The sequence below is a fragment of the Bradyrhizobium sp. CCBAU 51745 genome, assembly GCF_028128715.1.
In the GTDB taxonomy this organism is placed as follows: Bacteria; Pseudomonadota; Alphaproteobacteria; order Rhizobiales; family Xanthobacteraceae; genus Bradyrhizobium; species Bradyrhizobium manausense.
The window spans coordinates 132,163-154,511 of record NZ_LBJP01000082.1 but is presented as its reverse complement, the minus strand read 5'-3'; the positions used below and the strand labels follow the sequence as shown (position 1 = coordinate 154,511).

The window sequence follows — 22,349 nt, the reverse complement described above, 5'->3', positions numbered from 1 at the left end:
TTCGTCCCCTGGGCGGGACCCTGCCCCACGCCTTGGCGGGCCGGTGGGACGGGGCCGTATCCTGTCGTGGTACAGCAAAATGGGCCGGAGGCAACGGGCAAAATCCGGCCCGCTCTGGCGTACCAGCGCAAGACCGGTGTGGGCCTGAGGCCTTGACGCCCTATGGCTTTCCGCCCTTGGCCACGTTCCGGACCAGGCTGTGGATGAAGCCGAGTTTGGCGACCACGGCCGGCGACAAGATGAAGGGATAGAGGTCGCGCAGGCCCATGGCGCGGTTGACGCTGTTCATGGCAAAGGTGAAGGGCAGCCATGCATCGACAATCGCCTGAATGTCCCGCGCCTCATAAGGGTTGAAGCGGATCCGCGTCGACAGCTCCCCGTCGCGGTCGACCTTCGGGCGCACCTCCATGCCGAACTCGCCGGCCATTTCCAGCGTATCGACGATGTGGAGGTAATGCGCCCAGGTCTCGGCGAAATCTTCCCAGGGATGCGTCGTCGCATAGGACGAGACGTAATTCTGCTGCCAGTCCGGCGGCGCGCCTTGGGCATAATGCCGCTGCAGGGCCTCACCGTAATCGGCGGAATCGTCGCCGAATACGGCGCGGCATTCGTCCAGTCTGCCGCCCTCGCGCACCAGCACGTCCCAGAAATAGTGCCCAACCTCGTGGCGGAAATGCCCGAGCAGCGTACGGTAAGGCTCGCCCATCTCCAGCCTGCGCCGCTCGCGCTCGATGGTATCAGTCTCGGTGAGCGCGATCGTGATCAAACCGTTGTCATGACCGGTCATGATCCTTTGCCCGGTGTGGGGATCGTCGGCGAGGAAATTGAAGGTCAGGCCGTGCTCGGGATTGTCCTGTCGGGTCTGGAGCGGCAGCCTCCAGCGGATCAGCGAATAGAACAGCCGGTGCTTTGCCACCTCCAACTCGCGCCAGCCGGCGAGCTGCGCGGGGTCGGAGAGATCGGGCACGATGCCGTTGTGACGGCAGGCGCGGCAATAGCCCGTGGTATCGCCGGCATCGGTCAGCCAGTTGCAGGCGTCGTAATCGGCATTGCGGCAGAGCATCCGGCGTTCGCCCTTGTCCGCAAGCGTCTTCCAACCCTCCCCATCGGGCTCGATCGCCGACATCGTCTCCTTTTCCGGCAGGAAGGCGACCCGGTGGCCACAGCGTCCGCAGGCGCGGTTCTCGAAATAGAGAACGTTGCCGCAATCCTGGCAAACAAAGAGCTTCAAGATCGAGCCTCTTGGGAAGGTGTGTCTTACTGATGTCAACTATGGCGCCACGCAGATACGCGCGCAGGCCGCTCATCGTTCCTTCTTTAGGAACAAATAGCCAGCCCCCACGTTCATTCACATCACCGGATGCGGTGCGGTGGGCGTTTCCTCAAGCTATTCCCTTTTGAGCAATGGCTATCACGCCGTGTCTATGTGAATATCGGTCCGGCACGTGCGCCCCCGCATCACAACGGCCGATACCTTGAACGATCCTTTGCCCGAGACCATCGCCGCCGAACGGCTGCGCCAGCACCTCGAAGAAATCGCGCGCGAGCGGGACGAGGCCTATCGCGCGCTGCAGGAGCGCGAGGCCGACCTCGCGCGCATTCAGCGCATCGGCATGGTCGGCGGGGTCGAGGTCGACTTCCGCGAGGGCTTCAAGAACCGCCGCTCGCCGGAATATTTGATGATCCACGGGCTGCCGCCCGACGCCGTCGACGAGACGCATGAGGCTTGGGTCAACCGCATCCATCCCGACGACCGCGATGCCACCGTGAAGCATTTTTTCGATGCGCTGGCCGCGACCGGCGAGGACTACGCGGCCGAATATCGCATCATCCGCCCCAGCGACGGTCAGACTCGCTGGATCCGTGTCGTCGCCAAGATCGAGCGCGACCGCGACGGCCGCGCCATCCGCCTGGTTGGCGCCCATATCGACATCACCGACCAGGCTCTGGCGCGCGAGACGTTGCGCGAGAGCGAAGAGCGCTTCCGGCTGATCGCCGACAGCGCGCCGGTGCCGATCTGGGTGACGAAGCTCGACCGCACGCGCTCCTTCGCCAACCAGGCCTATGTCGACTTCCTCGGCCTGCCCTACGAGCAGGCCATCGCCTTCGACTGGCGCAAGGTGCTGCACCCTGACGACCTGCCGCATGTGTTGCAGCAATCGGTCCAGGGCGAAGCCTCGCTCAAACCGTTCGTGCTGGAGGCGCGCTACAAGAACGCATCAGGCGAATGGCGCTGGCTGCGCTCGGAATCGCAACCGCGCTGGGACCCGACCGGCAAGCATATCGGATTCATCGGCGTCGCCCACGACATCACCGCCGCCAAGCAGGCCGAGATCGAGCTGCGGAAGCTCAACGAGACGCTGGAAGAGCGCATCGTCGAGCGCACCGCCGAGCTCGAATCCAACGAGGCCCGGCTGCGCGCCATCCTGGAGACCAGCAACCAGTATCAGGGGCTGGTCAACCTGAAGGGCGAGCTGCTCTACGCCAACAAGACCGCGCTCGACGGTATCAAGGCGAGTTCTGCTGAGGTCATCGGCAAGCCGTTCTGGGACACGCCCTGGTTCACCGGTACGGAACGCATGAGCGCAACCGTGCGCGAGGCCTTCGACACCGTGCTGAAGGGCGAAGCCGTGCGGCTTGAGATGCGGCTGCGTCTGCCCATCGGCGAGCGCGATTTCGAGTTCAGCATCCGCCCCGTGCTCGACCGCCATGGCAACATCACCGGCGCGGTGCCTGAAGCCGTCGACGTCACCGAGCGCCGCCGCGGCGAGGAAGCGCTGCGGCAGTCGCAGAAGATGGAGGCGATCGGGCAGCTCACCGGCGGCGTCGCGCACGATTTCAACAACCTGCTCACCATCATCCGCTCGGCGACCGACTTCCTGCGCCGGCGCGAGCTGCCGGAGGAGCGCCGCCGCCGCTATGTCGACGCCATCTCCGACACCGTCGAGCGCGCCTCGAAATTGACCGCGCAGCTGCTGGCCTTCGCGCGCCGGCAGCCGCTGAAGCCGCAGATCTTCAATGTCGGCAGCCAGGTCGAGGGCGTGGCGCAGCTGGTCCGGCCGCTGGTCGGTGGCCGCATCGAGATTGTCGTCGAGATCGACGATGCCGATTGCTTCACCGTAGCCGACATCGCGCAGTTCGAGACCGCACTGATCAACCTCGCCATCAATGCCCGCGACGCCATGAACGATGAAGGCCGGCTCACCATTTCAGTGCGCAAGGTCCAGGGCATTCCGAACCTGCGCGCGCAGTCCGCGCGCAGCGGCGACTATGTCGCGATCTCGATCGCGGACACCGGAAGCGGCATCGCGCCCGAGAACATCGACGCCATTTTCGAACCCTTCTTCACCACCAAGGAGGTCGGCAAGGGCACCGGGCTCGGCCTCAGCCAGGCCTTTGGATTTGCAAAACAGTCCGAGGGCGACATCGCCGTGACGAGCACACCGGGCCAGGGCGCGACCTTCACCATCTATCTGCCGCAGGCGCAGAGCCCCAGCGCCGAGAGGGAAGCGTCCTCGCTGACCACTGAGGGCGCCACCACCGGCCGGGGCTATCGCGTGCTCGTGGTCGAGGACAATGACGATGTCGGCCAGTTCTCGACGGAGCTGTTGGAGGACCTCGGCTACGTCACCCGCCGCGTCGCCAACGCCAACGCCGCGCTCGCTATCCTTGGCGAGAACGAGTTCGCGGTCGATCTCGTCTTCTCCGACGTGATCATGCCCGGCATGAACGGCGTCGAGCTCGCCGGCATCATCCGCGAGCGCTATCCGGGCCTGCCCGTCGTGCTCACCTCCGGCTACAGCAACGTGCTCGCGGAAAATGCTCACCGCGGCTTTGAATTGATCCAGAAGCCGTATTCGGTGGAATCGCTCTCGCGCATCCTGCGCAAGGCGATCATGGAGAAACTGTCGGTGGCGCGTTGAGTGCGAGCCACACGCTCCGCTGTCGTCCCGGCGAAGGCCGGGACCCATAACCACGAAAAGGTGTTTTGCGGAAGATTGCCAATAACCATCTCGTGTCAAACCCCTCCCTGGGGTATGGGTCCCGGCCTTCGCCGGGACGACGGCAGAGTGCTAGGATGCACCTGCCTGCATCATGTCGAACCGAGCGATACGTCCCTCATGAAACCCGCCCTCTTCTCCGCCTGGCAAACCTGGGCGCTGCTCTCCGCCTGCTTCGCCGCGCTGACCGCGATCTTCGCCAAGGTCGGCGTCGAGGCCATCAATCCCGATCTCGCCACCTTCATTCGCACCATCGTGGTGCTGCTGGCCTTCTCGGTACTGCTGTTCTTCACCGGCCAGTTCACGGTGCCGTCGGCGGTCTCGCCGAAGACCTGGCTGTTCCTGGTGCTGTCGGGGCTTGCGACCGGCGCGTCGTGGCTGTGCTATTTCCGTGCCCTGAAGCTCGGGCCAGCGACGCTGGTGGCGCCGATCGACAAGCTCAGCGTCGTGCTGGTGGCGCTGTTCGCCTTCGTCTTTCTCGGCGAGCGGCCGAGCGCGCAGGGCTGGACCGGGATCACCATGATCGGTGCCGGGGCGGTGCTGCTCGCCGTGAAATTCTGACGCTTCCAAATTCATTCCACGCCAAGGACTGTCCGTGCCGACCCTGCCGTCTGACGCCATCTGGGCCTGGAGCATCATCGTCGCCGCGACTGCCGGCGTCATCATCCGCCCTTTCCACCTGCCCGAGGCGGTCTGGGCCGTGCTCGGCGCCGGCGCGCTGGTGCTGCTCGGCTTCCTGCCGTGGCAGGATGCGCTTGTCGGCATCGAGAAAGGCATCGACGTCTATCTCTTCCTGATCGGCATGATGCTGATCGCCGAGCTGGCGCGGCTCGAGGGCCTGTTCGACTATCTCGCCGCGGTTGCGGTGGAATATGCCGGCGGATCGCCGCAACGGCTGTTCCTGCTGATCTACATCGTCGGCACTGTCGTCACCGTGCTGCTCTCCAACGACGCCACCGCGATCGTGCTGACGCCGGCCGTCTACGCCGCGACGCGTGCGGCCGGCGCAAAACCCCTGCCTTATCTCTTCGTCTGTGCCTTCATCGCCAATGCCGCGAGCTTCGTGCTGCCGATCTCCAATCCCGCCAATCTCGTCGTGTTCGGCGCGCGCATGCCGCAGCTCAGCGAATGGCTGCGCCTGTTCGCCCTGCCCTCGGCGGCGTCGATCCTGCTGACCTATATCGTGTTGCGCCTGACCCAGCATCACGCGTTGAAGGAGGAAACGATCGCAAGCAGCGTGCCGCATCCAATACTCGGCCGTGGCGGCAAGCTCACGGCTGTCGGCATCATCGCTGTCGGAATCGTGCTGGTCACAGCGTCCGCACTCGACAAGCAGCTCGGGCTGCCGACTTTCGTCTGCGGCGTGGTGACGTCAGCCGTCGTGCTGCTGATCAGCCGCCAATCGCCGATGCCGGTGCTGAGAGGCGTATCCTGGAGCGTGCTGCCGCTGGTCGGCGGTCTCTTCGTGATGGTGGAGGCGCTGATCAAGACCGGCGTCATCGGCCAGCTCAGCGCGCTGCTGCATGAAGCGGTGGCGCAATCGGTCCCGAAGGCGGCCTGGAGCGTCGGCATCGCAACCGCGATCGCCACCAACATCGCCAACAATCTGCCGGTCGGGCTCGTCGCAGGCTCGGTCGCTGCCAGCGATCACCTGCCCACGCCCGTCGTCAGCTCCATCCTGATCGGTGTCGATCTCGGGCCCAATCTGTCGGTCACGGGATCGCTTGCCACCATCCTGTGGCTGGTGGCGTTGCGGCGGGAGAAGATCGAGGTCGGCGCCTGGCCGTTCCTCAAGCTCGGCGTGCTGGTGACGCCGCCGGCCCTGATCGCGGCACTGGCTGCCGCGATCAGGTAGCTTCTCTCCTAGTCGTTCTCGTAGCCGTAGACCTCAGGCAGGATGAAGATTGCCGCAAGCAATCCGATCAGCGGGAAGATCGCGACGAACAGCGTCGCGCTGGCCTGCCCGATCGCCGCGAACAGCGACGGGAACAGGAAGATCGCCAGGAACGACGGCAGCTTCACGAACATGTAGGCGAAGCCGCTGGCGGTGCCGCGGTACTTCGGCTTGGCGACCATGGTCGGGATCGTCATGCAGTTCGACGCGTCCCAATAATGCCCCCAGAGCATGGCGGCGGCCGCGAACGGCAGCAGCATCTTGTTGTCGGTGTAGAGCGCGAAGGCCGCGACCAGCAGCGAGGCCAACACGATGGAAAAGCCCGCAATGGCGATGCCGCGATGGCCGATCTTCGGCGTCAGCAGCGGGCCGACCCAGCCCGACAGCGCGGCGAAGCAGAACAGGCCCATCGTCACCAGATTGTTGCCAAGCACGCTGGAGACGCCGACCATCACGAACAGCACCGGCAGGTAGAAGGCGAAGGTCGAGAATTCGCTGCCTTGCGCGAAGCAGGCGATCCAGCCGTAGACGGTGGCGCGCCAGCGGATCGGATCCTTCTTGAGGTCGGCGAGGAATGCCCGGGTCGAAACCTTCGGCACCTCGACGTCCTGGTCCGGCAGCATGGCGAGATCGTCGTTGAACATCTCGCGCGCGACCCGCTTGGCCTCGCGGTAGCGTCCCTTCTGCACCAGCCACACCGCCGTCTCCGGCACGTCGTGGCGCATCACCAGGATGATCAGCGCCGGCACCGCGCCGAGGCCGAGCGTCACGCGCCACAGCATCTCGTGCTGCATGTCGATCAAGAGGAAGATCACGATGACGCCGATGGTCAGCACCTCGCCGACGGCGAACATGAACTGCCAGCGGTTGCCCATCACCTCGCGCTCACCCTTGGCCATGGATTCCATGATGTAGGTGTAACCGGTCGAGATGTCGGAGCCGAGCGGAACGCCGAGCAGGAAGCGGATCACGACCAGCCAGCCGACGCTGGGCACGAAGGCCTGCGCCAGGGCCAGCACGATGAACATCACCATGGTGATCAGGAACATGACGCGGCGGCCGATCTTGTCGGACAGCCAGCCGCCGAGCAGCGCGCCGATCAGCGCGCCGCCCTGCGTGCCCGCGGCGGCAAGGCCGAGCATCAAGGGATCCGGATTGTACTGCTCCTTGATGAAGATCAGCACGAAAGCGATCGAATAGAGATCCCAGGCCTCGACCAGGATCGAGGCCATCATCAGCCAGCCGACCTTGTTGCCCTTGGGGCTGTAATTGGTGATGAGGTAGCGGACCGCGGTTTCGCTCGCGGTCGGTTGTGGCATGGCCATTGTCTGCATGTTTGGTCCTCTCTTCAAAACTCTCTACGCGCCGAGCAGCGGCTCGATACTGCAATCGAGCAGGCGTGGATCGATCCCCGCCTCCATCCCTGAGAACATCTCGCCCATGTAGTCGATCAAGGCGTCGCTCGCCTTCACGGCATCCTCGACGCGGCGGTTCGCAACTGCGTTGAGAATACCGAGATGATGATCGATCGTTCCTGACAGATCGGTCTGTCCCGGCATGAAGCGATGATGGATGTAGCCGATGCGGCGATAGAGCGTGTGCAGCGGCCGCAGCGTATGCACCAGGAACGGCTCGCCGGCAGCTTCCAGCACCAGCGCATCGATGCGCCGGTCGAGGCTGTTGAACTCGTCCAGGGTCAAGGTGGCGCGGCGTTCACGCAGCAGGCGTTCGATGTGCAGCGCCTGATTGCGGTGCGAGAGACTGGCGCGATCGGCCGCGAGGCGGATGACAAACCGCTCCATGTCGCGGCGCAGGTCCAGCAGCATGCGCTCGCGCGCGAGGTCGATCGGCGCGATGTGCAGCCCGTGGCGCGGGCGGATGATGATGAGCGTGTCGGCGGACAGACGATTGACGGCGTGATGCACCGGCGTGCGGCCGAAGCCCGTGATCTGCTGCAATTCCAGCATGGTCATGAACTGGCCGGGCTTGAGCTCGCAATGAACCAGCAGCTCTTCAATCCGCTGATAGGCCAGCTCGAAGAAGTTGAGACGATTGCGCCGGGAGGGCCTGCCCCCGCCGTCCTCTGGTCTCACCACCTCGAGCGCGCGCTTGCGCCGTGCCATCGCATGTCCTCCCGACCGCCTGCGCTCTCGCTGCAGGGCGGCGCCTTAATTTGTGGCACCCTTAAAACATGTTGTGATATATTACAAGCGACGGTAAGACTTTCGCCGACGCCGCAATATGTTGCGGTGCGAAATGAAAACACGATGGCGCGAGGCGCCTTTGACGGGAGGACTTGCCGTGAAGATCACGTCGATCGAGACGCTGCGCACCGAGGAATTCTCCAACGTCATCTGGGTGCGCGTTCACACCGATAGCGGCGTGATCGGTCTCGGCGAGACCTTCTATGGCGCGGGCGCAGTCGAAGCGCAGATTCACGATACTTTTGCCGGCCGCCTGCTCGGCCGCAATCCCCTGCACATCGAGGCGATCCATCGCGACATGCTGAACCTGCCGATGGCGCAGTCCTCGACCGGCGTCGAATATCGTGCAGCCTCGGCGATCGACATCGCGCTGTGGGACCTGTTCGGCAAGGTCTGCAGCCAGCCGGTGCACCAGATGCTCGGCGGCCTCTGCCGCGACAAGCAGCGCATCTACAACACCTGCGCCGGCACGCAATATGTCCGCTCCACCAATATCAGCCCGGTCTCGAACTGGAACCTCGGTGCCTCCAAGGGACCCTACGAAGATCTCGACGGCTTCATGAACCGCGCCGATGCGCTGGCCGAGAGCCTGCTGGAAAGCGGCATCTCCGCCATGAAGATCTGGCCGTTCGATCCGGCGGCGCAGGAGAACAAGGGGCTCTACATCACTGCCGCGCAGATGAAGCAGGCGATCGAGCCGTTCGAGAAGATCCGTAAAGCGGTCGGCGACAAGATGGAGATCATGGTCGAGCTCCACTCGCTGTGGAATCTGCCGACCGCAAAACAGATCGCCCGGGCGCTCGAGCCCTACAAGCCGACGTGGTACGAAGACCCGATCCGCATGAACTCGCCGCAGGCGCTCGCTGAATACGCCCGCTCGACCGATGTCTGGGTCTGCGCCAGCGAGACGCTGGGCTCGCGCTTCCCCTACAAGGACATGCTCGACCGCGACGCCATGCATGTGGTGATGGCGGATTTGTGCTGGACCGGCGGCCTCACCGAAGGTCGCAAGATCGCCGCGATGGCTGAGACCTATCACCGGCCTTTTGCTCCTCATGACTGCATCGGCCCGATCGGCTTCATCGCCGCCATCCACATGTCCTTCAGCCAGCCCAACACGCTGATCCAGGAATCCGTGCGCGCCTTCTACAAGGGCTGGTACAATGAGCTCGTGACCACGATGCCCGTGATCAAGGACGGCTACGTCTTCCCGATGGAAGGCCCCGGCCTTGGCGTCGACCTTCTGCCCGCCGTCTTCGAGCGCTCCGATCTGATCGTGCGCCGCTCCAACGCCTGAGGATTATTTGAGATGAGCACCGCCCTGTTCGACCTTTCCGGCCGCACCGCCCTCGTGACCGGCTCCTCCCGCGGGCTTGGCCGCGCCATCGCCGAAGGCATGGCCAAGGCCGGCGCGAAAATCATCATCAACGGTGTCGACCCGAAGCGGGTCGAGCAGGCCGTCGCCGAGTTTCGCGCCGCCGGCCATCAGGCCGAAGGCGCGGCCTTCAACGTCACCGACGAGCCCGCGATCATTGCAGCGTTCGAGCGCTTCGACCGCGAAGGACTCGCGGTCGACATTCTCGTCAACAATGCCGGGATCCAGCACCGCAAGCCGCTGGCGGAATTCACCACCGACGAATGGCGCAAGGTGATCGAGACTGATCTCACCAGCGCCTTCGTGATCGGCCGCGAGGCCGGCAAGCGCATGATCCCGCGCAAGCGCGGCAAGATCATCAATATCGGCTCGCTCGGCAGCGAGCTGGCGCGCCCGACGATTGCGCCCTACACCGCGGCCAAGGGCGGCATCAAGAACCTGACCCGCTCGATGGCGGTGGAATGGGCCCAGCACGGCATCCAGGCCAATGCGATCGGCCCCGGCTACATGCTCACCGACATGAACGAGGCGCTGGTCAACAATCCCGATTTCAACAATTGGCTGATGGGCCGCATCCCCTCCAAGCGCTGGGGAAAGCCGGACGAGCTGGTGGGCGCGGCGATCTTCCTCGCCTCGGATGCCTCCACTTACGTCAACGGCCAGATCATCTATGTCGATGGCGGCATGATCGCCGCGATGTAGTCGCGAACAAGGAAACAGCACATGCGCGCCGTCGTCATTCACGCCCCGAAGGATCTGCGGATCGACAATTATCCTGATCCCGCGCCCGGCCCCGGCGAGGTCCGTGTCAAGATCGCCAATGGCGGCATCTGCGGCTCCGACCTGCACTATTACCACCACGGCGGCTTCGGCGTGGTGCGCATCCAGCAGCCGATGGCGCTGGGGCATGAGATCGCCGGCGTGGTCGCGGCGGTCGGTGACGGCGTCACCGGCGTGAAGGCTGGCACCCGCGTCGCGGTCAATCCGAGCAAGCCGTGTGGCCAGTGCCTGCATTGCCAGGAGGGCATGCGCAACCAGTGCCTCGACATGCGCTTTCTCGGCAGCGCGATGCGCTTTCCCCATGTCCAGGGTGGTTTCCGCGAGTTCATCACGGTCGATGCGACGCAGGCAGTCCCCATCTCCGACAAGCTGTCGCTGGCGGAAGCCGCGGTGGCCGAGCCGCTCGCGGTTTGCCTGCACGCCGGCAAGCAGGCCGGCCCCCTGCTCGGCAAGCGCGTGCTGATCACCGGCTGCGGCCCGATCGGCGCGCTGATGATCTTGGTGTCACGCTTCGGTGGCGCCTCCGAGATCGTGGTGACCGATGTCGCCGACGCTCCACTGGCCGTCGCGAAAAAGCTCGGCGCCACGCACGCCATCAACGTCGCGACCAATGCCACCGCGCTCGACCCCTGGCGCGCCGGCAAGGGCGTGTTCGACACGCTGTTCGAAGCATCAGGCAATCAGGCCGCGCTGCGCACCGCGCTCGACGTGCTCCGCCCCGGCGCCACACTGGTCCAGCTCGGCCTCGGCGGCGAGATGACGCTGCCGATCAATTCCATCGTCGCCAAGGAATTGCAGCTTCGCGGCACCTTCCGCTTCGATCCCGAGTTCGAGCTGGCGGTGCGACTGATGGGCGAGGGCCTGATCGACGTCAGGCCGCTGATCACCGCCACCATGCCGTTCGAAAACGCGGTCGCGGCGTTCGAGCTCGCCAGCGACCGCTCGCAATCGATGAAGGTGCAGCTGACGTTCTGAGGGCAGGCCGGCTTCAGGGCTGAGCCAGCGAAGCACCGCAGCAGTGGCTTTCCCGGCCGTTACCGGGAAAATTTCACGACGTTGCACCGCGGCAAGAGTGGCGCTTTGCGCAGGCAGGGTTCTGCCGGATAATGCGCAGGCGACAATTCCGTTCGCATCAGGTGCGCGCCGATGTGGAACCGTCCGAGATTCGATCTCAAGGTCCGCCTGACCTTGCGCGTGGCCGCCATATCGGCCGCCTGCTTCGCCGCGATATCGGCCTATTTCCTGATCACGGCGGACCGCGCCGCACATGGGCGCATCGACGCCGTTGCCGCCATCGTCGCAAAGACGCTGGAGCTGCAACAGGGCAAGGTGCTCTGGACCGCGAACCCGCGCCCGGACTTTCCCAACCTCGATCCCGTTTCGGCCTATGTGATGACGCCCGGCCTGTGCCTCGCCTTCCGGGGGCCCAGCGGCGAAATGATCCAGCGCTTCTGCAGCGGCGCGCCCGTCACGGCCGACCCGCCGCCGCAGATTTTTACGGCGTTCTACCTTGGCCTGTTCGACCCCGGCCGCGAGGCGGCACGGCCGGTGATGCTGCGTGGAAGCAGGCTGGGCGAGGCGGTGGTCTCGGTCGACCCCGCGGTGCAGACGGCCGATGCCTGGCACGAGGCTGGCCGCCTGATGCTGGCGCTTGCAATCGCCCTGCCGCTGTTGTGCGTGCTGGTCTTTGCCGCGCTGGCACGCGCGCTGCGCCCTACCCGCTTGATCAGCACCGGCCTCGAGCGGATTGCCGCCGGCGACCTCACAACGCGGCTGCCGCCATTCGACCTCGCGGAGCTCTCGGCGGTGCGCGACGTCTTCAACCATCTCGCCGAAAGCCTCGACACCGCGCTCGCCGAGCGCGCCGAACTGACACGAAAGCTGATCGCGCTCCAGGACGAGGAACGGCGCCACCTCGCCCGCGAGCTGCACGACGAGTTCGGCCAGTCTCTCGCCGCGATCCGCGCCCTCGCCTCCTCCGCCCGCCAGACCGCCGCGCAGGACTGCCCCTCCTTGCTCGGCGAATGCGACGGCATCGCGCGGACCGCATCGGGTATGATGGAGACGCTGCGCGGCGCGCTGTTCCGGCTGCGACCGCCGGATGTCGAGGAGCTCGGCCTCGTCGCCAGTCTCGAAGGCCTCGTTGCAGGCTGGAACGGACGCAGCCGCGGCGAGACGCGCTTTGCCATTCGCTTCGACGGCACGTTCGAGACCCTGCCGGCCTCGATCAGCGCCAATCTCTACCGCATCGTGCAGGAAGCGCTCACCAACGCCGCCAAGCACGCCGGCGCCACCAAGGTGAATCTCGAGCTGACCATGCATGAAGGCGAGATCGCGCTTGCCATCGACGATGACGGACGCTCGACCGATCCTGTCGCGAAATCGGGCATGGGTCTGCTCGGCATGCGCGAGCGTGTCGCGGCGCTGCGCGGCCGGCTGAGCTTTGAAGCCGGCCCGCAAGGCGGCTCCGCGCTGCGCGTCGTCATTCCGCTCGCATCAGCGGGGCCGCAGGCGCTGGAGCACGCGGCATGACCGCGACGATCCTGCTGGTCGACGACCATTCGGTGGTCCGCGAAGGCTATCGCTCCGTGCTGCAGAAGCAGCCGGGACTTCGCGTCATTGCCGAGGCCGGCGATGGCGCGGAGGCTTATCGCCTGTTCAAATCAGAAGCGCCCGACCTCGTCATCATGGATCTCAGCATGCCCGGCATTGGCGGCGTCGAGGCCGTCAGGCGTATCAGGCAATGGGACAAGGCGGCAAAAATCCTCGTCTTCACCATGCATGAGAATGCCGGGTTTGCGGTGCAGGCGATCCGCGCCGGCGCACGGGGTTACGTCACCAAGACCAGCCCGCCGGAGACGCTGGTGCGTGCGGTGATGGACGTGCTCGCCGGCAAGATCGCGATCAGCCCCGATATCGACCACGAGCTGGCGCTGAGCCGGCTCGGCGGCGAAAGCTCCGCCGCCGATGTCCTCACGCCGCGGGAGTTCGAGGTCCTGCGGCTGCTGCTCGCCGAGAACACGACGGAGCAGATCGCCGAGACGCTCCACGTCAGTCCGAAAACGGTCGCCAATTTGCATTCGCTGATCAAGGACAAGCTCGGCGTCGGCTCCGACATCGAGCTGGTCCGATTGGCGCTGCGCCAGGGCATACTCACGGAGCCCGATCTCGGCGCGGCCTGAGCCGATCATTCGCGCGCGACCACCTGATCCAGCCAGGCGCAGTTCAGCGGCGGCACGCGCGGATCGGGAACGCGCACACCGCGCGCGGCCGCATCCATCCGCATGTCGCGCAGGCGCTTGCGCTGCTCATCCGGCATGTTGAGCCGCTCGTGGCCCCAGAGGGACGGACCGTCGAAGGTCTCGTGCGGCTGCCAGGTCTGGGGATCGATGACACGCCCGCCCCAGCCATATTCGATGAAGAAGCCGGACGGCGTGTTCACATAGAACGAGGTCATGTGGTCGTTGGTGTGACGGCCCAACGTATAGGCGATGCGGCCATCGTCCATCTGCGCGAGGTCGTAGCCCTGCCCGACATCATCGAGGCTGCCGAGCTCGACCATGAAGTGATGCATCGCCTTGCGTCCCGAGCCAACCATCGCAAAGGAATGGTGGCGGCCATTGACGTGGAAGAAATAGAGGCCATAGGGCTTCAACCCGAAATCGGAGACATGGAAGCCGAGCACGTCTCGATAGAACGGCAGCAACGGCTCCACATGCTCGACATTGAGCACCACGTGTCCCATGCCGAGCGCGCCGGTGCGGAAGCCCGAGATGGGGCGGCCCGGCTTGAACGGCTCGCTCGCAAGCTCGGGCTTGCAGAACGCTTCCAGCCTGTTGCCGGCCGGATCGGCGAACGTGATGAGCTCGGCGACATGCCGCTCGTCAGCCAGCGCGCGCGAGCCGCGCGTGACCTTGACGCCATGGCTTTCCAGCCGGCCGGCGAGCTGGTCGAGCTCCGCGGTCGAGGCAACCTCCCAGCCCATCACCGCAAGGCCGGCGTCGCTGCTGCCGTCGACGATCAGGCGCTGCTTGCGGTCGTCCATGCGGAAGGCGCGCATCTTGCCGCCGCGATCGACCTGCTGCATGCCGAGCAGGCTAGTTGCCATCTGGCCCCACTGATCGAGCTGCGACGAATTGATGCCGATATAGCCGAGCGCGGTGATTTCCATCGAATTCCTCCCGAGAGCACCGCCTTCGCCGCAGTGCGGCGATCTTGATACCGGCCGCGCGCGATCCTACGGTGGCGCAATCGCTTCGCGTTCGCAAAGACGATAATCGCGTCGCGATCTGCCACAAGGGAGAAAACACGAAGTGTCCAAGGAGCGGACGCGGACCGGCCAACCGCGGCAGTCGGAAGGCGTCCGCGCCTTCAAGCGCGGTCTGGACGTGCTGCAGGAGGTCAACCGCTCCGGCGGCATCCGCGCTGGCGATGTCGCCCGCGCGCTCGACCTGCCCCGCCCGACCGTCTACCGCCTGCTCGAAACGCTGGAGGAACTCGGCTATGTCGCCCGCAGCGCCAGCGACGACCGCTTTCGCGTCACCCGGCTCGCCCTCAGCCTTGGCGACGGCTACGACCCCGGCGTGGTGATCTGCCAGGCGGCGGCGCCTTATTTGGCCGAGCTCAGCAAAACCCTGGTCTGGCCGGTCGATCTCTCGACCTATGAGAATGCCGCGATGGTGGTGCAGGAGACCACGCATTCCCGCAGCCCGCTCTCGATCGACCGCGGCATGATCGGCAAGCGCCTGCCGATGCTGCGGACCTCCGCAGGCCGGGCCTATTTGGCCGCCTGCCCGGCGCGCGAGCGCGACCTCATCATCAGCCATCTCCGCCGCATCGACGAAGCCGACGACCGCCCCTTCCTCGACCAGGGCCGCCTCGACCAGATGATCGCGGAGACGCAGGGGCGAGGCTACGCGATCCGCAGCGAGGGCGAATACAATCCGAAGACGGCATCGATCGCCGTCCCCATCGTGCGGAACGACGCGGTCTACGGTTGCATCTCCATCATCTGGATCCGCTCGGCGCTGGGGATCGAGGAAGCGGTGAAGCAATTTGCGGCGCAGCTTCAGGAGACGGCGCGGGCCATTCCGGTCGAGGTCTAGGGCCCGTCCGCAGAGCGGACACTTGGCGCGACGACGTTGATGCTGCGGCGCGGCTTGGGGAAGAGATAGCCCCATGCAAGATAAATCAACCCTCGAAGAATTCGATGTTGTCATCGTCGGCCGAGGCCCGGTCGGCGCGACGCTCGCCAACCTGCTCGGCCTCTGCGGTATCAGCACGTTGGTGCTGGAGCGCGAGGCGCGGACCTATCATCTGCCGCGCGCGGTGCATTTCGATGACGAATGCATGCGCGTGTTCCAGACCATTGGCCTTGCCGACGCCATCCTGCCGCACCTCATCCTCAGCCCCGGCATGCTGTTTCTCGATGCCCAGGGCAAGATGCTGCTGGACTGGTCGCGGCCGCAGACGCTGACGCCGATGGGCTGGAATCTCAGCTACCGCTTCCACCAGCCTGACCTGGAGGACGTGCTGATCTCAGGCCTCGCGCGCTGGCCGCATGTCAGCTTGCGGAGCCGCTGCGATGTGTTCGCACTCGATCAGGACGAGACTGGCGTGCGGGTCCGCTTTGAGGACCTCTCCAACGGCAAGCTCAGCGAGGTGCGCGCCGGTTACGTCATCGGCTGCGACGGCGCGCGATCTCTGGTGCGTCGCTTCATCGGCTCCGGCATGGACGATCTCGGCTTCCACGAGCGCTGGCTGGTGATCGACGCGCTGCTCAAGCGGGAGCGCGACGATCTCGGCGACTACAGCCTGCAGCATTGCGATCCCAGGCGGCCGGCGACCTATGTCCGCGGCACCGGCTCGCGGCGGCGTTGGGAGATCACGGTTCTCCCGGACGAGGATTCGAACGACGTCGCGCAGCCCGCCAAGGTCTGGGAGCTGCTGTCGCGCTGGATCACGCCTGACGATGCCGAACTTGAGCGCGCCGCGGTCTACACCTTTCATTCCGTGATCGCCCAGCAATGGCGGAACGGCCGGCTGCTGCTTGCGGGCGATTCCGCGCACCAGACCCCGCCCTTCCTCGGCCAGGGCATGTGCGCCGGCATCCGCGATGCCGCCAATCTTGCGTGGAAGCTGGCGAGCGTCATCAACGGCGGCGCCGATGCCAGCCTGCTCGACACCTATCAGAGCGAGCGCCAGCCGCATGTCCGCGAATTCATCGAGCTCGCCATCCGCCTCGGCGGCGTCATCAACACCAAGGCGATCGAAGCCGGCCTCGCCGCCGGGCAAGCGCGCAAGAATGCGCCAGTCAAACTTGAAGTCAAAAAGCCCCTGCTCGGCCCCGGGCTCGCGCTTGGCGATCTGCCGCTCGCCGGACATCTCGCCCCGCAGTTCGCGCTGAAGGACGGCAGCCGCAGCGACGACCGGATTGGTTATAGCCACCTGCTGCTTGTCGAAAGCGCGGCGCGCTTTGCTCGTTCACCGCCAGGGATCAACATCCTCGCCAGCGACGATGCCGAAGGCATTGGCCCTTGGCTGCGCGAGCACGGCATCGTCGCCGCGCTCGTTCGCCCCGACCGCTACATCCGCGGCGCCGCGCGCAACGATGCCGAGCTCGACCGGCTTGTCGCCACCGTTGCGCCTTCAACCCAAGTGCCGTCCGCGGCCTGACCCTACGCAGGATACCTCATGAAGCTGCTCTCTTTCATCGCCGACGGCCGCGCCTCCTTCGGAGCCGTCAAGGACAACGGCGTCGTCGATCTCGGCACGCGCATGGCAGGATGCACCACCCTGCGGCAGTTGCTCGAAACTGGCCGTATCGCAGAAGCCGCAAAGCTGGTTGCGTCCACCGCGCCGGATCATCCGCTCGACGCGATCAGCTTCGCGCCCGTCATTCCCGATCCCGGCAAGATTATTTGCGTCGGCCTCAACTATCGCGACCACGTCGCCGAAACCGGGCGCACCGTCACCGAGAAGCCGGCGCTGTTCGTCCGTTTCCCCTGCAGCCAGGTCGGCCATCTCCAGCCGATCGTGAAGCCGAAAGTGAGCGACGATTTCGACTACGAGGGCGAGCTCGCACTCGTCATCGGCAAGCAGGGCCGCCACATCCCCGCGAGCGGCGCGCTCGACCACATCGCCGGCTATGCCTGCTATAACGAGGGCAGCATTCGCGATTGGCAGCGCCACACCAGCCAGTTCCTCTCCGGCAAGACCTTTGCCGAGAGCGGCAGCTTCGGCCCCTGGCTGGTGACAACGGACGAGATTCCCGATCCGTCGAAGCTCACGCTGCAGACACGCCTCAACGGCACCGTGGTGCAGGACACGACGACGGATCTGCTGATCACCGCCATCCCCGAGCTGATCGCCTATATCTCGACGATCTGCCCGCTCGCCCCCGGCGACGTCATCGTGACAGGCACGCCCGGCGGCGTCGGTGCCAAGCGCACGCCGCCCTTGTGGATGCGCCCCGGCGACACCGTCGAGGTCGAGATCTCCGGCATCGGAATCTTGCGCAACAAGGTCATCGCCGAGGCAGCCTGACCCCTTGCAGCCGATTCATCAACGATAAAATCAGGAAACGCCATGGCCGCCATCCGCACCCCCTCCCCTGCCATCCTGCTGATCACATTGGCGCTGGCAGGCACTGCCCGCGCCGAGATCAAAAGCGACGCCGTCCGCGTCGGCGTCCTCACCGACATGAACGGCATCTTCGCGACCGCGATGGGCCCCGGCTCGGTCGAGGCGGCGCGGATGGCGGCAGAAGAGTTCGGCGGCAAGATCAACGGCAAGCCGATCGAGATCTTGCAGGCCGATCACCAGAACAAGCCGGATCTTGCGGCCTCGCTCGCGCGAAAATGGTTCAGCGACGGGGTGCAGGCGATCGCCGATGGCGGCAGCTCCGGCGCGGCACTCGCCGTGCAGGAGCTGGTGCGCGGCAACGGAAAGATCTTCCTGATCTCCGGCGCCGGCGCCAACCAGCTCACCGATGAGGCCTGCGCGCCGTCGAGCGTGCAGTGGACCCAGGACGCCTATTCAACCGCAACTGCTGTCGTCTCCGGCGTCATGCAGACCAGCAAGGAGCCGTGGTTCTTCATCACCGGCGACTACGCCTTCGGCCACTCCATCGAAGCGACCGCGCGCGACCGGATCGCCGCACTCGGCGGCAAGGTGGCCGGCAGCGTCAAGGCCCAGCTCGGCACGCCCGACTACTCGTCGTTCCTGCTCCAGGCGCAGTCCTCGGGCGCCAAGATCCTGGCGATCAATGTCGCGGGCGACAATGCCACCGCGATCAAGCAAGCGGAGGAGTTCGGCCTTGCAGATCAAGGCATCAAGATCGTGCCGATGTCGTTCCAGAACGTCGATATCGAGGCGGTCGGCCTCAAGGCGACGCGCGGCGATCTCATCGTCACCTCGTTCTTCGAGGACGTCTCACCGGCCGCGCGAAAGTTCTCCGATGCGTTCTATGCCCGCCGCAAGGCGATGCCCTCACAGATCCAGGCCGGCGTCTATTCCGCCGTGCGCCACTATCTGCAAGCCGTGAAGGATACGGATTCCGACGACAGCGCGACCGTGATGGCAAAGATGAAGGCGACGCCCGTGTCGGACGCCTATACGACGAACGGGCGCATCCGCGAGGACCAGCGCATGGTGCACGATCTCTATCTGGTGCAGGTCAAGACGCCAGCGGAATCCAAGGGCCCGTGGGACTTCGTCAAGCTGGTCGCGACCATTCCGCCCGACCAGGCCTTCCGCCCGCTCGACCGCAGCAAGTGCAGCCTGGTCGGGAAATAACCCTCAGGCGAGATACCGCGTGAGATAGCTTTCCATGGCATAGAGCGCGCAGAGCGCGAGGCTCGACCATACGGCGGCGCTGAAATACAGGAACATCCAGGTCAGCTCGCCCTTCCAATGCGCGATGTCGTGAGTGACCACCCAGCGCGTCGCAACGTCATGCAGGCCTTCGAGGAGGCCCAGGAATCTTCCGCCCTCGGCGTGCCCGGCCCGCCAGCGGCTGAGATACATGGGAACGTCGACGGTGACGAGGAAGGCGAGGAAGCAGGCGATGCCGACAATCCCCGCGATGAGCGCCCAGCGCACCACGCCCTGGAATTCCGGCGTCAGGCGGCACAGCGCGATGCCGGCGAGGAAGAAGGTCACCGCCCACAGCGAGTTCTCGATCGCGTTGAAGAGGAAATTGGTCGTCACCACCGCGTACCAGGAGAAGCACTCCGCGATGATGATAACAGGCACGATCACCAGCGCGATGTTCACCGCGGCGTCGGCGCCCGTCATCCGGCCGAGCTGATGCAGGATGATCGCCCACTGCGCGGCGAAGCAGACTTCGGCCACGGTCGCGACCGTGCGGCCGACAAACACGCTCGACAGCCAGGTGTCGAACAGGCAGATGCGCTGCACGTCCGCGCGCGGCAATACCGAGCGGAAGGCACAGCCGAACACATAGGCCGCGCAGAGCAGGAACATCAGCCCGATATCCGAGCCGCCGCCGACGCTGCCGGCGACGTTCGGATAGAACTCGCGATACAGCATGAACCAAACGAGAATATTCGCAGCGCTGACCAGCGTCAGGGACCCCCACCACCACGCCAGGGGATTTGACCGTGCCTGCCACCGCAACATGAACCGCTCCGCCGTAGTCATCTTGACATCCAACGGTAGCAATCCTGTCATAAATCCTTCGTTCCCGGCGACAGAAATCTGAGTGACGCCACTGTCATAATTGGCCTGGGCGCGCTGTCATAATCGCAAAGGCGCCTGCGCTTCCAGGTCTATTCCGGGGACGCCACTTCGAGGGCGCCCCCGAATCCCGTCGGCATCTATTTCTTCAGCCCGCCGACATAGGCCGCCAGCTTGTCCAGCGTCTGGTAGCCGTATTCGACGGCGCCGAAGCCGATCATGCCGTCGCGCTGTTCGGTGCTCGCGGCCAGCTGCCGCATCATCAGCACGGTCTTGCCGTTGGCCTGCTCGGCAAAGGTGATGGTGAAGCGGAACATGCCGGGATCATCGTCCTGGTCGTCGCCGTGGTGCATCTCCAGGAGGGACGGCCGCTCGATGCGGAGGAAGCGCATCCGGTTCGGATAGACGGTGCCGTCGGGGCCGATCATGTTGAAGCGCCAGACGCCGCCGACCCGCACGTCAATCTCGAAGGTCTCGATGCTGAAGCCCTTCGGCCCGAACCATTGCGGCAGATGTTTCGGGTCGGACCACGCCTCGAACACCAGATCGCGCGGCGCGTCGATCACGCGCGACATCACGATCTCTCGGTCGAGCGACCATTGCGACAGGGCAGCGTTGGCAGAATACGACATTACTCAGCACCTTTCCGTTTGCTTGGCTTGTTGGTTGTCTTCTCTGTTGTCTTGGCCGGCCGCTTGGCGGCCGCCCTCTCCCTCTTGAGCTTCATCACATAGGCCTCGAAGCGGTCGAGCCGCGCCTCCCAGATCGCGCGCTGGTGCTGGAACCAGTCTTCCGCACCGACCAGCGCCTCGGGACTGAGGCGGCAGGTGCGCACGCGGCCGGACTTCTCCGACTGCACGAGGCCGCTCAGCTCCAGCACGTGGATGTGCTTCATGAAGCTCGGCAGCGCCATGTCGAACGGCTCGGCGAGTTCGCCGACCGAGGCCTCGCCGGCGCAAAGCCGCATCACGATCGCGCGCCGCGTCGGATCGGCGAGCGCCGCGAAGACCTGGTCGAGCTGGGTTAATTGGTTAGCCATGAAGCTAACTATAACCGCATCGCGAGCGGGCGTCAATGATTGTTAGCTCAGAAGCTAAGTATTTGTTGTAGCCCGAAGCGGAACCTGCACGCGCAATCGTGAATTGGGATGCGCAGCCCTCCCCGCTAGAACAACATTCGGGGGCGCACCGCATGATCAGACCGAGCACGTGCCGCCTGCTGCCATCTCCCCTTACATCACCCGGCGATCTCTCGCCCGCGCCGCGCTGGTTCCCCTGGCGGTCGCGCTGGCGAGGCCGCGCCGTGCCTTGGCGGATTCCGACATGATCGCCCAGATCCGCGACATCGTCGCTGCCGAGCTCGCGCCCACCGCGACGCCGGATCACCCGGGCGGCCTCACCGCCGCGCTCTATGCCGGCCGCCATGTCGAATTCTTCAGCTACGGCCTTGCCGACGCCGCCACCAGGCGGCCCGTGACGCCGGACACGCAGTTCAACCTCGCCTCGTTGCGAAAGCCGTTCGAGGCCGCGCTGGTGGCAGCAGGCACGCTGCGCGGCGAGCTCAGGCTCGACGATCCCGTGCCGAAATATCTGCCGGAACTCAGCGGTGACTATATCCGCAACGTCACAGTCGGCGAGCTCGCCACGCACACGTCAGGACTGCTGCTGCCGACCGATCACCCGCCCTGGCCCAACGAGTCCTATTCGCAGGAGCAGTTCATCGCGATGCTCAACGCCTTCGCGCCGCCCGCGGGCGTCGCGCCGGGCAAGCAGCGCATCTACAGCCACGCCGGCTACGTCCTGCTTCAGCTCGTGCTCGAGCGCTGCTATCGCACGCCGATCGCCGGACTGATCGAAAGCCGCGTGCTCAAGCCGCTCGGCATGCGCGCAACATCCGTTCCCGAACGAGGACCGGACAACTGCGCGGTCATGGATGAGGCCATAATGCGGCGCGTCGTGCAGGGCTATTCCGACCAGGGCAGCGCGATCGGCCCGATCGGAGGCCAGCAGAGTTATTTCGACTTCCCCGGCACGGGCCAGATGTTCTCGTCCGCGCGCGATCTCGCGACATTCGTCGCGGCCTGTGTCGACGGCCGCAGCATCGACCCGCGTCTGCGGGAGGCTTTGCGCATGACACAGCGCGAAGCCTTCCACGTCGACCAGAGATACGAGCAGGCGACCTTCGGCCAGGCCATGGCCTGGGAGACCGTCCACCTGCCCGGCGTCACCATCGTCGACAAGCCGGGCGGCCTCAACAACGCATCGGGCTATATCGGCCTCGTGCCGGCGCACCGGATCGGCATCGTGCTGCTCGCCAATCGCGGCGACTATCCGCACGAGATCGCCCGCTACAAGATCCTGCCTGCGCTGGCGAGACTGGTGGCGCACGCCTGAGCT

Annotated in this window: 20 protein-coding genes; 13 read left to right on the top strand and 7 right to left on the bottom strand. The window is 65.3% G+C overall.

What is annotated here, in order from left to right:
* Positions 1-160: 160 nt before the first annotated feature.
* The gene (locus tag XH98_RS23550; RefSeq protein ID WP_271620073.1) at positions 161-1,231 is read right to left on the bottom strand and encodes a zinc-binding metallopeptidase family protein; all 1,071 of its coding nucleotides are present in this window, start codon (positions 1,229-1,231) and stop codon (positions 161-163) included.
* A gap of 214 nt (positions 1,232-1,445) precedes the next feature.
* Between XH98_RS23550 and XH98_RS23545 the strand changes: the two genes are divergently transcribed.
* From XH98_RS23545 to XH98_RS23535, 3 genes are all read left to right on the top strand, one after another.
* A complete protein-coding gene (locus XH98_RS23545) occupies positions 1,446-3,923 on the top strand; it encodes a hybrid sensor histidine kinase/response regulator (protein WP_271620072.1) in 2,478 nt (825 codons plus the stop codon).
* Positions 3,924-4,121: 198 nt separating this feature from the next.
* Positions 4,122-4,562: an EamA family transporter gene (locus tag XH98_RS23540; RefSeq protein WP_271620071.1), complete on the top strand. Its 441-nt coding sequence runs from the start codon at positions 4,122-4,124 to the stop codon at positions 4,560-4,562.
* Positions 4,563-4,605: 43 nt separating this feature from the next.
* Complete coding sequence (locus XH98_RS23535) at positions 4,606-5,856, top strand: arsenic transporter (RefSeq protein WP_271620092.1); 1,251 nt, start codon at positions 4,606-4,608, stop codon at positions 5,854-5,856.
* A gap of 8 nt (positions 5,857-5,864) precedes the next feature.
* Here the strand turns inward: XH98_RS23535 and XH98_RS23530 are convergent, their stop codons facing one another.
* Positions 5,865-7,229 (bottom strand): MFS transporter, encoded by a 1,365-nt coding sequence (locus tag XH98_RS23530; protein WP_333932676.1) that lies wholly within the window; start codon positions 7,227-7,229, stop codon positions 5,865-5,867.
* Positions 7,230-7,253: 24 nt separating this feature from the next.
* The gene (locus XH98_RS23525; RefSeq protein ID WP_271598857.1) at positions 7,254-8,018 is read right to left on the bottom strand and encodes a GntR family transcriptional regulator; all 765 of its coding nucleotides are present in this window, start codon (positions 8,016-8,018) and stop codon (positions 7,254-7,256) included.
* A gap of 178 nt (positions 8,019-8,196) precedes the next feature.
* Here XH98_RS23525 and XH98_RS23520 point away from each other — a divergent pair, with 178 nt between their 5' ends.
* The 5 genes from XH98_RS23520 to XH98_RS23500 all read left to right on the top strand — a co-directional run bounded on the left by XH98_RS23520 (position 8,197) and on the right by XH98_RS23500 (position 13,436).
* Positions 8,197-9,396, top strand: coding sequence for a mandelate racemase/muconate lactonizing enzyme family protein (locus XH98_RS23520; protein ID WP_271620070.1), 1,200 nt, complete (start codon positions 8,197-8,199; stop codon positions 9,394-9,396).
* Positions 9,397-9,408: 12 nt separating this feature from the next.
* Complete coding sequence (locus XH98_RS23515; RefSeq protein WP_271598859.1) at positions 9,409-10,176, top strand: SDR family oxidoreductase; 768 nt, start codon at positions 9,409-9,411, stop codon at positions 10,174-10,176.
* A gap of 21 nt (positions 10,177-10,197) precedes the next feature.
* Complete coding sequence (locus XH98_RS23510) at positions 10,198-11,229, top strand: L-idonate 5-dehydrogenase (protein ID WP_271620069.1); 1,032 nt, start codon at positions 10,198-10,200, stop codon at positions 11,227-11,229.
* Positions 11,230-11,400: 171 nt separating this feature from the next.
* On the top strand, positions 11,401-12,786 hold the full coding sequence (locus tag XH98_RS23505; RefSeq protein ID WP_271620068.1) for a sensor histidine kinase: 1,386 nt from the start codon (positions 11,401-11,403) through the stop codon (positions 12,784-12,786).
* Positions 12,783-13,436, top strand: a complete 654-nt coding sequence (locus tag XH98_RS23500; RefSeq protein WP_220005258.1) for a response regulator — start codon at positions 12,783-12,785, stop codon at positions 13,434-13,436. Before XH98_RS23505 ends, XH98_RS23500 begins: the two co-directional genes overlap by 4 nt.
* A gap of 5 nt (positions 13,437-13,441) precedes the next feature.
* On the opposite strand, the gene XH98_RS23495 is transcribed toward XH98_RS23500, so the two are convergent.
* Positions 13,442-14,425, bottom strand: coding sequence for a VOC family protein (locus XH98_RS23495; RefSeq protein ID WP_271598862.1), 984 nt, complete (start codon positions 14,423-14,425; stop codon positions 13,442-13,444).
* A 142-nt stretch (positions 14,426-14,567) separates the two neighbouring features.
* Between XH98_RS23495 and XH98_RS23490 the strand changes: the two genes are divergently transcribed.
* The 4 genes from XH98_RS23490 to XH98_RS23475 all read left to right on the top strand — a co-directional run bounded on the left by XH98_RS23490 (position 14,568) and on the right by XH98_RS23475 (position 19,050).
* Complete coding sequence (locus tag XH98_RS23490) at positions 14,568-15,359, top strand: DNA-binding transcriptional regulator (protein ID WP_271598863.1); 792 nt, start codon at positions 14,568-14,570, stop codon at positions 15,357-15,359.
* Positions 15,360-15,432: 73 nt separating this feature from the next.
* Complete coding sequence (gene mhpA / locus XH98_RS23485; protein WP_271620067.1) at positions 15,433-16,929, top strand: bifunctional 3-(3-hydroxy-phenyl)propionate/3-hydroxycinnamic acid hydroxylase MhpA; 1,497 nt, start codon at positions 15,433-15,435, stop codon at positions 16,927-16,929.
* An 18-nt stretch (positions 16,930-16,947) separates the two neighbouring features.
* Positions 16,948-17,799: a fumarylacetoacetate hydrolase family protein gene (locus XH98_RS23480; protein WP_271620066.1), complete on the top strand. Its 852-nt coding sequence runs from the start codon at positions 16,948-16,950 to the stop codon at positions 17,797-17,799.
* A gap of 42 nt (positions 17,800-17,841) precedes the next feature.
* Entirely contained in the window at positions 17,842-19,050 is a 1,209-nt protein-coding gene (locus XH98_RS23475; RefSeq protein WP_271620065.1) for an ABC transporter substrate-binding protein, read from the top strand.
* Between the two features lie 3 nt (positions 19,051-19,053).
* Here XH98_RS23475 and XH98_RS23470 read toward each other — a convergent pair whose 3' ends face one another.
* The 3 genes from XH98_RS23470 to XH98_RS23460 form a co-directional block, all read right to left on the bottom strand.
* Positions 19,054-19,896 carry a hypothetical protein gene (locus XH98_RS23470; protein WP_271620064.1) on the bottom strand — a complete coding sequence of 281 codons (843 nt, stop codon included), beginning with the start codon at positions 19,894-19,896 and terminating at the stop codon, positions 19,054-19,056.
* Positions 19,897-20,093: 197 nt separating this feature from the next.
* Positions 20,094-20,585, bottom strand: a complete 492-nt coding sequence (locus XH98_RS23465) for an SRPBCC family protein (RefSeq protein WP_271598868.1) — start codon at positions 20,583-20,585, stop codon at positions 20,094-20,096.
* The gene (locus XH98_RS23460; RefSeq protein WP_271620063.1) at positions 20,585-20,992 is read right to left on the bottom strand and encodes an ArsR/SmtB family transcription factor; all 408 of its coding nucleotides are present in this window, start codon (positions 20,990-20,992) and stop codon (positions 20,585-20,587) included. Before XH98_RS23460 ends, XH98_RS23465 begins: the two co-directional genes overlap by 1 nt.
* 169 nt (positions 20,993-21,161) lie before the next feature.
* Here XH98_RS23460 and XH98_RS23455 point away from each other — a divergent pair, with 169 nt between their 5' ends.
* On the top strand, positions 21,162-22,346 hold the full coding sequence (locus tag XH98_RS23455; RefSeq protein WP_442868625.1) for a serine hydrolase: 1,185 nt from the start codon (positions 21,162-21,164) through the stop codon (positions 22,344-22,346).
* Positions 22,347-22,349 lie beyond the last annotated feature (3 nt).